The 12,959-nt window shown below is 60.4% G+C and carries 10 protein-coding genes; 1 reads left to right on the top strand and 9 read right to left on the bottom strand.

Annotated elements, in window-relative coordinates:
* Positions 1 to 388: 388 nt before the first annotated feature.
* From KHP60_RS03395 to KHP60_RS03365, 7 genes are all read right to left on the bottom strand, one after another.
* Positions 389 to 1,687, bottom strand: coding sequence for an ABC transporter substrate-binding protein (locus tag KHP60_RS03395; protein ID WP_213562158.1), 1,299 nt, complete (start codon positions 1,685 to 1,687; stop codon positions 389 to 391).
* Between the two features lie 71 nt (positions 1,688 to 1,758).
* Positions 1,759 to 2,568, bottom strand: a complete 810-nt coding sequence (locus tag KHP60_RS03390; RefSeq protein ID WP_213562157.1) for a sugar phosphate isomerase/epimerase — start codon at positions 2,566 to 2,568, stop codon at positions 1,759 to 1,761.
* Positions 2,565 to 3,578 (bottom strand): hydroxyacid dehydrogenase, encoded by a 1,014-nt coding sequence (locus KHP60_RS03385; RefSeq protein ID WP_213562156.1) that lies wholly within the window; start codon positions 3,576 to 3,578, stop codon positions 2,565 to 2,567. The genes KHP60_RS03390 and KHP60_RS03385 overlap by 4 nt, the downstream gene beginning before the upstream one ends.
* On the bottom strand, positions 3,575 to 5,440 hold the full coding sequence (locus KHP60_RS03380; protein ID WP_213562155.1) for a DUF2264 domain-containing protein: 1,866 nt from the start codon (positions 5,438 to 5,440) through the stop codon (positions 3,575 to 3,577). Before KHP60_RS03380 ends, KHP60_RS03385 begins: the two co-directional genes overlap by 4 nt.
* Positions 5,437 to 6,498: a LacI family DNA-binding transcriptional regulator gene (locus KHP60_RS03375; RefSeq protein WP_213562154.1), complete on the bottom strand. Its 1,062-nt coding sequence runs from the start codon at positions 6,496 to 6,498 to the stop codon at positions 5,437 to 5,439. Before KHP60_RS03375 ends, KHP60_RS03380 begins: the two co-directional genes overlap by 4 nt.
* Before the next feature lie 143 nt (positions 6,499 to 6,641).
* Positions 6,642 to 7,553, bottom strand: coding sequence for a DMT family transporter (locus KHP60_RS03370; protein WP_249688459.1), 912 nt, complete (start codon positions 7,551 to 7,553; stop codon positions 6,642 to 6,644).
* A gap of 110 nt (positions 7,554 to 7,663) precedes the next feature.
* On the bottom strand, positions 7,664 to 7,927 hold the full coding sequence (locus tag KHP60_RS03365; RefSeq protein ID WP_213562153.1) for a hypothetical protein: 264 nt from the start codon (positions 7,925 to 7,927) through the stop codon (positions 7,664 to 7,666).
* A gap of 397 nt (positions 7,928 to 8,324) precedes the next feature.
* Here KHP60_RS03365 and KHP60_RS03360 point away from each other — a divergent pair, with 397 nt between their 5' ends.
* Positions 8,325 to 11,510, top strand: coding sequence for an adenylate/guanylate cyclase domain-containing protein (locus KHP60_RS03360; protein WP_213562152.1), 3,186 nt, complete (start codon positions 8,325 to 8,327; stop codon positions 11,508 to 11,510).
* Between the two features lie 71 nt (positions 11,511 to 11,581).
* On the opposite strand, the gene KHP60_RS03355 is transcribed toward KHP60_RS03360, so the two are convergent.
* Positions 11,582 to 12,244, bottom strand: a complete 663-nt coding sequence (locus KHP60_RS03355) for a trans-aconitate 2-methyltransferase (RefSeq protein ID WP_213562151.1) — start codon at positions 12,242 to 12,244, stop codon at positions 11,582 to 11,584.
* 13 nt (positions 12,245 to 12,257) lie between these two features.
* A complete protein-coding gene (locus KHP60_RS03350; RefSeq protein ID WP_213562150.1) occupies positions 12,258 to 12,833 on the bottom strand; it encodes a hypothetical protein in 576 nt (191 codons plus the stop codon).
* Positions 12,834 to 12,959 lie beyond the last annotated feature (126 nt).

Genomic DNA, 12,959 nt, shown 5'->3' with positions numbered 1-12,959 from the left:
TCTCAACTTGAGGAAGGTCGCCGCGCGCACCGGCGACCAGAACACGCGCACGCAGATCAGCGGAATAGGGCTGGGGCATGGCTTGCCTCCCGGGCCATATGCCTGTCAACGCACAGCCCACCCGAATGGATTCAAGTCCAGATCAAAAGCGCTTTAACCCTCCCTCTACGTCATCACCGGCCTTGTGCCGGTGATCCCGGCTCGAAAAGCGCCGCGCCTCACGGGTCGGGATGGCCGGGTCAAGCCCGGCCATGACGTGGTGCGTGGTCACCCGAGCGGGTTTCATTGCCGGGCGGGTAGTATCCCGGGGAGGTGATGTCCCGGATGCGCCGTGGTGCATCCGGGATCGCGGGACGAGGGTCGCTGACGCGTGGTGCGGAACGATGCGCTAGTTCACCCTCCGCAGAACTGCGTTGCCGTCCTCCAGCAGGCGGTGGGCCGCGTCGGCGATCGAGATCTGACCGAAGGCCACCTGATCGGCCACCTTGCGCATGACGTTGTTGTCGAACTCGACGGCTCCGATCGGCACCGGCGGAGGATAATCGCTGACCTTGTCGGCCAGGAGGTTCACGTAATCCACCGTCGCGCGCTCGACCTCGTTCAGGCTGGGCAGGATGGCCTCGCGCACCTTGGGCGACATCGGCACGCCGCGTTCGACGCCGAGGATCTTGCCCGCTTCCATGTCGTTGACGAAGAAGCTGATGAAGGCCGCCGCCTTGTCCGCATTCTTGGTCGTGGAGCCGATGCTCCAGATCAGCGCCGGACGGTAATAATGGCCGGATTTCGCCCCGGCGCCCGCCTGCGGCACCATGGTGATCCCGAGCTTGTTCTTGGTGAGAAGCTGGTAGCCGATGAGCTGGTTCGAGTAGGTGAGACCCATGGCCGACTTGCCTAGAGCCAGGGCGTTGCGCTCGATCTGAGCCTGGTCGAGCGTCTGCACGTCCGCGGGTACGCAGCCGTTGCGCTTGCGCAGATCCTCCCAGTAGCTGAACCACTCCTTTGCATCGTCCACGGTGAAGCCGAGCTTTGCATTCTCCGTATAAAGGCGCTTGCCCCGCTGACGGAGCCAGACGTCGAACACGTAGTGATAGCGGGCGCCGTAGGGAGCGCCCCAATAGTCGGGACGTCCCACCGCCTTGGTGAGATCGACCGCCGTGTCGGCAAACTCCTTCCAGGTGGTCTCGTGCGTCGGCGGCTTGATGCCGGCCTTCTCGAAGACCGTCTGGTCGTAGAAGAGGGAGAACGAATTGAGGCCCAGCGCAACCCCGTAGATCTTGCCGTTGGCCCGGCACAGATCGACCATCTTTTCGCCGAAGCTGGAGATGTCGAGCTGCTTGCCGACGAATTCGTCCATGGGCTTCGCGGCGCCGCGCCCGGCATAATCGGCGAGGCTGCTCGGCTCGAGCTGGAACACGTCGGCGATGTTGCGTCCCGCCATCTGCGTGCCGATTTTCGCCCAGTAATCGGCGCCAACCGGCTCGCCGGCGATCTCGATGCCGGTGCGCTCCGTGAACAGCTTGCCCACGTCGGTGGTGCGTCGCGCCCGGTCGGGGGATCCCCACCAGGTGCAGCGCAGCCGCGCGGCTTCTCCTTGTGCCCAGCTCATGCCCGGGGCGTTGACGGCAGCGGCGCCGCCGAGTGCGAGAGCGGATTTCAGCAGGGTACGACGATTGAGATCAGTCTTCATGGCTTCCTCCCATTCGCTTCTCGATTTGTTCTTCGCGAGGGGGCGAGAAGCGCGCCCCGCCGCGAGTGTTGTTATAGAAGTCGGGCCGCACCGGCCGGGCGGTCCCGCGCTTCTTCCAACATTTGGCAAAACACGGCTGCATCGAGCCGGAACTGTTCGGGGCTGTCGTCGCGGACGAATTCCAGCATGGCGAAACGGTCTCCCGGCCAGCGTGTCGCCGGAGCGTCCATCAGGAGCCTCGTCCAGTAGGTTCGCTGGTCCGACAGCGGATAGCGGCTCTTCTCCCGGTCCCACGCGAAGACATGGACGTGCGATGTCTCGGGTCCGATCGTGCGGAGCTCGTCGAGGGCTTCGTCGAGAGGCAGGCCGGGTCGCGGCTGCCAGTACAGAAACACATTGGGATCGCCGATCTGTTCCATGAGACGTCGGGCCGAGGCGAGATCATCGGTGAGGGAATTCGGGTGGTATTCGAGGCCGATGGTCACGGATGCGGAATCCGCCAGCCTCGCCATGCGCCGGATCAGCGACGCGGCGTGCTCGCGCTCCTGCTGAGAATAGGTGGCGGAATCGCGGTTGCGCGAGCCGGGCCAGATGCGGATGTTCGGAGCGCCGAGGGCCTGCGCGGTTTCGAGGGCGGTGGCGAAGGCAGTCTCGTCGTCGCTCGGCGGTGCGATGTAGGATCCGTAGGAGATCACCGAGAGGCCCGCGTCTTCGGTCAGGCGCCGAACATGGCGTGCAAAGTCGAGTTGACCGGGAGGAACATGCACATCGCCCGCCCATTCGATCCCTTCGATGCCGCATTCCGCCGCAAGCCTGACGATGGTCCTGGGCGCAAGCTTGCGGAACGTGACGGAGCAGAGGCCGGGCCGGAACGACGTCATGCCATCGTCTCCAGCGCCGCGGGAGTGATGGTGGAGCGCAACGGATGTCCTTGGACGAACCGCTCGATTTCTTCCACGACGTATTCGCCGAGCAGCTCCCGTTCATTGCCGATGGCGCCGGCGATATGGGGTGTGAGGAAGACGTTGGGCAAGTCGTAGAGGGCGGAGGATTCCTCCGGGACTTCCGGATGGGTGACGTCGATGATCGCATCGATGCGGCCCGTGCGCAGCTCATCGATGAGGTCTTGCTGGTCGACGATGATGCCGCGCGCCGTGTTGATGAGCGTGGCCCCGTCGCGCATGAGCGCCAGTTGCCCGCGATCGATCATTCCCTGCGTCGAGGGAAGGGCGGGGGCATGAATGGAAACGACATCCGAGCGCCGCATCAACTCTTCCAGCGAAACGCTCTCCACGCCGAGAGCGGCGGCGTCGCGCGGGCTGACATACGGATCGTGGAGAAGGACCTTGAAAGCGAAGGGATCCAGCAGCTCGATGACCCGGCGCCCGATGCGCGAGGCTCCGACGATGCCGATCGTCCGGTGGAAGTTTCCGACCGGCCGGGATGTCAGGGGGAACACGCGGGTGCGGTTTCGGTCGGCGCGGTAGATGTCGCGGAAGCGGAAGACCTGCTTGTTGGCGAAGATGATCGCCGCGAGCGTGAACTCGGCCACCGGGATGGCATTCGCCTCCGCCGCGTGAGTGACCACGATCCCGGCCTCGAGAACATCCGGAGACAGGAACCCTTTCACGGTTCCCGCCGCGTGGGCGATCAGCTTCAGTTGCGGTGCCGCTTCCAGAATGTCCCGCCCGATGGCGGGACAGCCCCAGCAGGTGATCAGGATGTCCGTGCGCCGAAGAATCTCGGGAGCATGCCCTTGAGTAAAGGACCGGAGGGGACCTGGCGCGAGGATGGTGCAGGATCGTGCCAGCCGGTCGAGCAACTCTGACGTAAGGACACCTTCCGTACGGGCAGGATCCATGGCGAAGGCGACGCTGTACGGACGGGTCATGGCGCCATTCTCCAGGCGATGGCGCCGACGCGGCGGCTGTCCCGTGACATGAGAGCCTCCAGCTCGTCGATTGCCGGTGCCGGTGGAATGTCCTTCCAAATCGCCGCCACATCGAACCGATCGGTCAACGCGACCGCCGCCGTCATCAGAACCGTTTCTCCGCTTGGGATTTCGCCACGGAGTTGAGGCACGAAGGTCTTGGGATACAGGAGGTTGGTGTTGGGAGGGGCTTTCAGCGCGATACCACGGCGCCCGACGGTGGATCCCAGATCCGCGATGCCGCTGAAATCGGCCGCACCGATCACCAGGGCGGTGCCGTTTCGTTCCTCGACCCGCTCCAGCTTCCGGTAGGCGTCCGCCCGGGGAATCGCAAAGCCGCCCTCGGCCGTGCTCAGCGGACGCGGTGTTCTGATCCGGTGGACACGGACATGCCAGGGATTGGCCGGGAGGAGCCATGTCTCCACCTCGACATCGGACCAGGGACGCCAGCGGGCATACAGGACATTCCCGGCCATGCGAGCCTCTTCATTGGTCTCCCGGACACGGAAATGCCGGCCGTCGTCGCTGAAGGCGAGCACCCCGTCCAGGGCCGCTCCCTCGAAGATGCGTTCATCGCTCTCGACGCTGAAGGCATAGCGCGAGGAATAGACGAACTTGGCGTATTTCTCGCTGCCGAACCGCATCTGGAGGTTTTCCTGACCCGACGACAACGCGACGACGTTCCCGGGCATGTGCATCATCACCATGCCCGGCTGGGGCTGGGGTGACGGCTCCGAGAAGACGGGAGCGGGCGTTTCCTCCGCCGTCCAGAACGGGTGCGACGGGGGCAGCGCAAGGGGCAGGAAGGCCTTGAAGGCCCAATAGGGAGAGCCCGCCGAATTGTAATTCTCGGACATGAGCAGATTGGCGTACCCGAACCCGACCGTGAGGACGCCGTTTCGGTCGGCGACGGGATGCCGGGCCCACCACCGCAGGTGGCGGAGGTAGTAGCCCTTCACTTCACCCCAGGGCAGCGCCTCCTCGTCGGCAAAGGCCAGCGCGGCCCAGAAGCCGGCGCAGGCGAAGCGGTAGGTCATGCTCCGGCCGAAGACGAGCGCACCGCCGTCATCCGCGAACCAATGCCGAATGTTGGGAGCGAACAGGCGCGCCCATTCCCGGAACCGAAGCTTCCGCTCCTCGTCGGTCGTCGCCAGGGCGGCGTAGATCAGCCCATAGAAATGCATGGCGAAGGGGATGTAATGATCGACACGAGGGACATTGCCGTCCCGGTACCATCCATCTCCCAGGTAGAAGGCCTCGAGTTCCTGAAGATATTGCTCAGTAAGCGTTCGGTCGAAGTCTATCCCGATCCGCTCGAGACCGAGATCGATCATTACCCGGAAGAACTTCCAGTTGTTGTCGGCGAACTGGTGGAGGCGTGCTTCCAGCAGATAGGTTGCCACGTTCCTCCGTGCCCGTTTGTCCAGGGGATCCCAGAGGTGCTGGGGGATCAGGCGGAGCGCAAAGCCGAGCGCCGCCAGTTCGACCATCCTCTGGTCCCGGTCAGTGACCTTGCCCCAGTACTCGGGATGCTCGGGATCCGTCCCGTTGGCGAGCCCTTTCGCGTAGAGAGGCCAATGCGGGAAGGCTCCACCGCCGGCGGCATAGGGCGCCAAGCCCCAGAGCGGCCGTGCAATGCCTTCCAGATCGGCGGCGGCCTGATCGAAATGGGCGGCTGTGGCGCTGAGGCTTACCCGGGCGCCTCCTTCCGAGAAGGCCGGCAGGAGAGGGTCGAAGAGATCCAGAAGCGCCTTTTCGACATCTCCCCTTGTCTTGAGCGGGTTGCCGGCGAGGGGACTGGCATGAACGGGGGCATAGGTCATGCCGAGGGCTCTCCATCTTGGACCTGCCTGGAATGAGCCCACACCGTCGCGCCTTCGACCAGTCTGACGGCCAGTTCGACCTTGCGCGGCTCTGCGCCGGGATCGGTGATGCGACGCTGCATGAGGTGATAGGCCTCCTGGCCGATGGCTTCCCGGTCCACGTGCATGGTGGTCAGGCGCGGCATGGTCATGGATGCGCAGGGCAGGTCGTCGAACCCCATAACGGCGAAGTCGTGAGGAATCGAGAGATGGTGATTGGTGACAGCTTCCATGACGCCGACTGCCATCATGTCGTTCATGCAGAAGGCCGCCGTGAAGCCCTGGTTCTCGAGGAGAACCGCCTCCATCGCTTCGCAGGCCTCCGTGCTGGTCCGAGATGCGGACGGCAGGTGGACAATGCGCGCCGTCACGCCACCCTTCGCAGCCGCCGCCTCGAAACCGCGTACGCGCTCCCGGATCGTGTGGCGATGGGACATCGTGAAATGGAGGATCCGCTGGTGGCCCGCATCAATGAGATGCCGGGTCGCAAGGCGGGCCCCGTAGAAGTTGGCGGGCGATACGCAATCGAACTGAAGGTCAGGGTCGTTGCCGTTGACCCAGACGGTCGGAATTTGTGATTCAATGAGCCAGCCGCACAGATCCTCCGGTGGATCGATGCCAACCAGGAAGATGCCCGTGGCGTCGGTCTCCGACAGGGTTTGCTTCAGTTCGGGCGCTTTCAGGGAAGATGACCGGACCAGGCGTGGCACGAGAGTGCCGCCCGAACGGGTTGCGGCCCCCCGCAAGCCGCTCAGAATTCCCTCATAGAAGACTCCAAGGCCGCCTGTTGCCTGATCGACCGGGATGAGCGCAACGGATCGCTGATTCTGAGGCTGGGCACTCGGCACCGGGCGGATGTTATAACCGAGTTCGGAGGCTATCCGGATCACCTGATCCCGTACATTCGTGCTGATGCCAGGCTCATTTGCGAGAACACGCGATACGGTGCTCACGGAGACGCCGGCAAAGCGGGCGATGTCCGTCTGGCGTGGACGACGGCTGAGGCTTACTCTCGTCATGTCCTCCCCACTTTCTAGTCGTTGCATGAATTTGTTGCGCATAGGGGAGTGAGTTGCAATCGTCATGCAAATGCAAATTTTTGCATGAGGACTGCAAGACGCTAAGGCATCGCCGGGTGGATGTATCCCGGCGATAGAATGGCCTAGCGTCGCAATCCGCTGGCTTGGGTTCCAAGAAAGGCAGCCGAGCCAATCACCATGCTGCCCACGACGAGGGAAGGCGTCGGGACGATGCCGAAGTAGAGATAGTCGGCGATGGAGGAGAAGACGATCACGACATAGCTGAGGGGAGCCAGGACGCTCGCCTCTGCCAGTTGGTGAGAGCGCAGGAAGCAGAATTGGCCCACTTGGGCGAGCACGCCGATGATGAGGAAAGCCGGCAGGTCGTTCAGTCCAGGGGGCACCCAGACTATAGCCGCCGGGATGGCCGTCAGGATGGCGAGGCCGATGGTGTAGAAGACCATCAGGACGACCGCGTGTTCTCCTGTAAGTCGGCGGGTCTGAATGACGCTCAGGGAGCCGAATAGGACCATCCCTAGAGCAGCAAGCAGACCCCAGTCCCAGCTCATCGAGCCGGGCTTCACAATGAACAGCACGCTGACGAAGCAGATGACAGTCGATATCCAGTGCCGGCGTAGAATGCGCTCTCCCAATATTAATGCGGCAAGCGCCAGAATGGCGAAAGGTCGGGTGAACCCGATCACGGTGACGAGCGTCAAAGGCAGGGCGGCGGTGGCGGCATAATTGCAGCTCAGGGCCAACGTGCTGCAAAGCACCCTTCCAAGATGCCCCGTCACCTGCCGGCTGTTGAACACGTCGGAGCGATAGCGCCATATGAGCGGGGCAATGAGCAGGAGCCCGACGACGGCGCGGAAGAACACTAGCTGGATCGCAGGAAATGTCGCGCCAGTCTGCTTGATCACTCCCATCGATGTGACGACGAGCACCATGTCAGCCAAGGCAAAGAGCGCCCCCTGTCGATTAGAGACGTGACGGTCTTTGGTATCGGGTGGCGGCATCATGTCGGAGAAGGCCCGTCTGGGTAGGCCCGGCATCGAGCGGATCTGCCCAGGAAGTTTCATCCGACGCCGTTAACATCAGTTTATCGATGCGTGGAAACGACGAATCTGGTCAGGCAGGATGGAAAGCCTTGATAGGCGTGAGTCTATTGACGCTCAATGACTGTGTATTCCGCGTCGATGACATCATCCTGCGGCCGGCTTTGGGCGCGACGTACGCGGCGGCGAAGGTAGATATACAATGCCGTGCCGCCTGCGAGCAGGAGAGGGAGCACGACGAAGAGCCCGATTAACATCATCGCCAGCAGGGCAATACCTGCGGCAAGGACGGCCAACATCCTCACCAGAACAGACAGAAAACCGCCAGAACGGGTGCTTGTTGTTCGTGTTCGGAAAACCATGTAGTCCACGATGGATCCACCAGTTGCGGGAGCGCTCGTCGGCGCAAGGGCAAGAGAGGCGTCCGACATCGCGAGCGGCGACCCGCTCGCCAGAGGGGCCCGGACTCCTAGGCCATGTCAATGTGGGCGGTGAATCGGGCGGATGCAAGGCTAAGCAAAATAATCGAACGAGGACACTCCATTATGACGGCCCTCGGGAATCGCTCCCATCCCGACGAAACAACAGGGGCTCAACCAGTTGGGAATGATACGCAGCCCAAACATGAAAAAGGTTCTTCCGAGAGCCTGTTTTCTCCGTGTTGTCAGCGGGGCGATCAACAGCTCACTCATTTTGATGTTATATCAGTTAAGTCGATAATCTGTTTAGAACGGTGTCTCAGGGTTCCCGTGTGCATCGACGCGCAGCTTGCATTATGCCCGCAACATCCCGTTAAATAATGGACTGGTGCCACAACAGGACGGTGCTGAACTGAGACTGGCAATGAACTGTCCACGCTGTGCACAACCTAGTCCGGACAATGCACGGTTTTGCAGCCAGTGTGGAGCGCCCCTTGTCCTGGATGCTCTGGCATCGGAGGTCTCTGCGACGGAGCTTGAGAGCACGGAGGAGTTCAAGCCGGTCACCATCCTCTTTGCAGATATCGTCGCTTCGACCGAACTAGTTTCAAATCTCGATCCTGAGCAAGCTATGAGGCGTCTGGCGCCAGCTGTTTCGCTCATGCGCCAAGCCGTGGAACGTTTCAGCGGCACTGTCATCCATACATTAGGTGACGGTATAATGGCCCTCTTTGGCGCGCCGCATGTCCAGGAGGGACATGCATTGTTGGCATGCCAGGCTGCTCTGGCGATTCAATCGGGGATCAAAGAGGCGTTTGGGGCGGCGGCCGTCAGAATCGGTCTGCATTCCGGATTGATCGTTTCCGAGACGAAATTTTCGGGACCGATCAACGAACGAGAGGCCTATGGGGTCGCCATCCATATCGCCAACCGGGTGCAGTCCCTGGCCGAGCCAGGGGCGATTTATCTCAGTGAAGATTGCTATCACCTTATCGAGCGATATTGCTCCGTCCGAATGATCGGGCGCCGCAGCCTCCGGGGTCTGTCACATGACATAACCATTTATGAGCTCATTGGCTTACAGCTGTCCACATCCGAAGAGCGTTTCAAGAATTCGAACCTCACGCTGTTCCAGGCCCGTGAGCAGGAAATGATAGACCTGGAATCATCCTTGCAGGCAGCTCTTCGGGGGGGAAGTCATGTCGTCGGGATTTGCGGTTCAGCCGGAAGTGGAAAATCGAGACTTTGCTACGAGTTTGCCGAACGATGTCGGAGAGATCACATCCCGGTAGTCGAAGTCAGAGCTCAGCCTTATGGAAAAGCCGCTCCGATCCAACCTATTCTCGAAGTCGTGCGGTTATTGCTCGGGATCTCGTCAGGAAATGATCCCGTCTCGGCGCGAAGCCAAGTCGCGGTCGGCCTGGAGAAGCTGGGTTCTCCTCCGGAGAACGCATTGCAGATCCTCTGCGATTTTCTTGGTGTGGCCGAGAGCAGTTCGGTGCCGGCGATGACTCCGAAAATTCGTCATGCGGCGCTTCTTGATACTATCTCCTGGCTGATCCGGGGGCGCGCCTCCAACCCTTATGTCATCATATTGGAGGATCTCCATTGGCTGGACGACGCAAGCGAGACCTTCCTGGAAACGTTCTGGGATTCGATTATCGGCTCCCATGCCCTGATGATCGTCAATTACCGGCCCACCTATCGGGCGCCCTGGACCGATCGAGACGGTTTCCATCTTCTGGAGCTGAAAGATCTTGATAGCGGTCAAATGGATGGATTCGTTACGTCCGTCATTGGATCTCATACAGATCTCGCGGACGTACGGGATCGAATCGTGGAGCGGTCCGGCGGCAATCCGTTCTTTGCCGAAGAGATCATTCATTCTTTGATTGAAAGCCAAGTTCTGATCGGCAAGCCTGGAGATTATCGTCTTGGTGGCGAGATCAACGACAATCCGCTCCCGGTGACGCTTCAGGCCGTCATCGGCGAACGAATTGACAGGCTTCCGTCCTTCGATCGAACACTTCTGCAGATGGCGTCGGTTATCGGGAAAGAGGTGCCGTATGCAGTTTTGGAGGCAGTGAGCGCACAGGAGCAGGATACTGATATCATGCCGGCGCTCCTCCGGCTATGCACCGTCGAACTCCTGCAGGACCAGAACAGGCCGGACGGTCGCTACTATTCCTTTCGTCACCCGCTCATTCAGGAGGTGGCCTATTCGAGCCAGCTGAAAGCCCGCAGAAGAAGACTGCATGCCTTCGTCGCTCCTGCCTTGGCAAGCTATTTCGCCGAGCGGCAGGATGAGGTGGCGGGCCTCATCAGCTTCCACTACGAAGCTGCGGGCATACTTTCGAAGGCCGCCGAATACGCCAGCAAAGCGGCGGAGTGGATCGGGTCGATGCACCCGGCTCAGGCGATTCGGCAGTGGCAAGTCGTACACCGTCTGGTCCATGCTCAGAGCCCGTCCGCGAAGAATAATGCTTTGCTTGTCCTCTCGAGCGCTCAGATCGCATGGCTCGGGTGGCGCGAGGGAATGGGGGCCAAGGACGCCGCTCCCTACATCCAGGAAGCTCTAACCGTCGCGAAGAAGACGGATGATACGATGGTTCCTCTGCTTCTTTTTGTAGAGGCCAGGATCAGTGGCGCAAGTGGCGGGGCGGCGGACCATTACGTTGCGCGTGTCAAGGACGCACTGGCAATAGTGGATGGCGCGGCCGATCAAAGCCGGGCAGCGACGCTCTATGCCTCATTGAGCCAAGCCTATGGCTGGGCAGGCCTCTTCAATGAGGCTCTCGAGGCCAATGATCGCGCCTTGTCCCTGCTGCAATACGTACAGGACTTCGAGAACCGCTTCCTGGGTTACAGCGTCGAGCATTGGACACTCAGCTTGAGAGCGAGGATTCTGATCCATCTCAATCGCAGCGATGAAGGAAGAGCATGGCTCGACCATATGCTTGCAATCGAGGATGGACTGATCGATCCGACAGTCCAATTCATCAGCCACCTTGGTTATGTCGATCTCGCGTGGCTGACAGGAAATGCCGATCTGGCCCAATTCCACGCGACCCGCGTGAGCCAACTCGCAGGGCGCCACGGCACACCTTACTTGAAGGTGTTTGCATATGCATGCACGGCGATGGCTAAGGGGCTTGCGGGAGATGCGAAAGGGGCAATTCAGGACTTAGAAGAGGGGCTGAACTTCATGCACGCAGCAAGAGCAGCCTTGGATTACGAGCCGGACATGATGGCCAGTCTGGCCGAATGCCAGGCTCATGCGGGACAATACGGAGAGGCCTGTCTGACGGCAGAGCGCACGATCAGCCTATCGCAGGATCGCGCGACCCGCCTCCCGGAGTGCCGCGCCTGGATCGTTGCCGGGGACGCCTTGATCGAACAGTTCGGCAATGCCCGTCGTCAGGACGCAGCACACTGCTACGAGAGGGCCGAGGCGTTGATTCAGATGACCGGCGCAACTGTTCTCGAGCCGTGGTTGAGGACCAGCTGGGACAAGCTGTTGATCAAGAGCTCCTGAGTGCAGGGATCCAATCTCGAGCGATATCCACTGATCGGTCAACAAAAATTACGGGAGTGAAGCCCAGATCATCAGTCGTGCCGATCCCTTGAGGGTCTGACGAGAAGTGTGAATTCACTCATCCCGTAGCCGTCGATGATGGATACTTCAGAGCCGAGACGCTTCTCGCAGAACTCGATCCATCGCAGCGGATTTGCACAATAGAGACCGGATCTCGCACTTTCACCAGGTGCAGGCTGGTATACGAAGTTCACGGCAAAGCCTTTGCGGCTGGTTGCGCTGAGATGGAGTAGGGTCGTCTCGATGAGACGCTCCCAAACCGCGATCGGCTGATCGAGCATCACATTGAATATTCCGCTTGCAATGCTGTAATCCGCCGGGCGAGGGCTCTCTCTGCCACGATGAAACTGGATCAACTCTCCGGAACGACGCTTTCTTGCGCTGCGAACCATTGCAGGCGACACGTCAATTCCGAGATAGTCGATTGAACTCTGAGGATGATAGAGTGCGATGTAATCGAGAAGAGCGCCGTATCCGCAACCGATGTCATTGAGGGAGAATGCGACATCGAAGTTGCAAAGCGTGAGAAGTTTTCGAAACCGCAGCGCTTGTGTCGGCATGCAGCTCCAGTCGACTCCCAAAGGCGTCGGGCCAAATCGACGAAGTTTCTGCGTATAATACTGCTCTACCTGGGAGATTACATCATCAAGGTCAACCGGCGCAGGGTTCGTCATTCAGAGTGAAAGCCTATCTTCGCCGTGGTGCTTTTCGCGTGCTCTTGGGCGCCGCTTTTGATGTCTTGGCCGGAGCCTTCCGTGCGGCTTTAGCGGGTTGCCGAACAGTCCGAGGGGCTGTTCTCGGGAGCATGGGGATTGAAACGATGATGTGTTCCTGTTCCATATAGAAGCGACCGGTCGGAGCATTCCTCACGACAACCTTGCGCCCCTCTTCGCCGTAGGAATGATGAGCCTGGAAGAGAACGGGAAGGGGGTAGCGCGACGCCAGATTCTCGACCATCATATTCATAACGCGATCGTTGCCGTTCACTCCGGGCACATCTGACTCGTAGTTGACCAAGTCTCCAATTAGCTCAAGCCATCTGTTCCGTGCCCGCGCGTTCCAGAAACCTCCAAGATTGAGGACTGCAACGCAGTCCCGCAGTGAGCGTCCACGTTGGAAGATCTGGAACTCCCTTTGGAGCTCAGCCATTTCCTCAATGCCGCCAAATGCTTCCTTCACTCCTTGGGAAGGTCCGAAGCGCAGGTTCATGAGATCGAACAATCCTGAGATGAAGATGTCATCCTCTTTCATGATGCGTCCCATGAGTTCCTCCAGTTCCCCGATATAAGGAATCTATGGCACCAGTCCCGGAAAGCAGTGTCAAGTTTATCCGGATGGTTAATAAGAGGTATAAGCGTATTAAAACGCCAGGGTATGCAGGGTTGGTGG

Source organism: Microvirga sp. 3-52 (assembly GCF_018383585.1).
Taxonomy (GTDB): Bacteria; Pseudomonadota; Alphaproteobacteria; order Rhizobiales; family Beijerinckiaceae; genus Microvirga.
The sequence above is the reverse complement of the archived record's forward strand: the minus strand, read 5'-3'. Positions and strand labels throughout refer to the sequence as shown.

What these genes read in the sequence shown, in the direction of transcription:
- KHP60_RS03355 (WP_213562151.1), bottom strand. Translation starts at nt 12,244, where the DNA reads ATGACGAACCCTGCGCCGGTTGACCTTGATGATGTAATCTCCCAGGTA.
- KHP60_RS03375 (WP_213562154.1), bottom strand. Translation starts at nt 6,498, where the DNA reads ATGACGAGAGTAAGCCTCAGCCGTCGTCCACGCCAGACGGACATCGCC.
- KHP60_RS03395 (WP_213562158.1), bottom strand. Translation starts at nt 1,687, where the DNA reads ATGAAGACTGATCTCAATCGTCGTACCCTGCTGAAATCCGCTCTCGCA.
- KHP60_RS03350 (WP_213562150.1), bottom strand. Translation starts at nt 12,833, where the DNA reads ATGGGACGCATCATGAAAGAGGATGACATCTTCATCTCAGGATTGTTC.
- KHP60_RS03390 (WP_213562157.1), bottom strand. Translation starts at nt 2,568, where the DNA reads ATGACGTCGTTCCGGCCCGGCCTCTGCTCCGTCACGTTCCGCAAGCTT.
- KHP60_RS03385 (WP_213562156.1), bottom strand. Translation starts at nt 3,578, where the DNA reads ATGACCCGTCCGTACAGCGTCGCCTTCGCCATGGATCCTGCCCGTACG.
- KHP60_RS03370 (WP_249688459.1), bottom strand. Translation starts at nt 7,553, where the DNA reads ATGCCGGGCCTACCCAGACGGGCCTTCTCCGACATGATGCCGCCACCC.
- KHP60_RS03380 (WP_213562155.1), bottom strand. Translation starts at nt 5,440, where the DNA reads ATGACCTATGCCCCCGTTCATGCCAGTCCCCTCGCCGGCAACCCGCTC.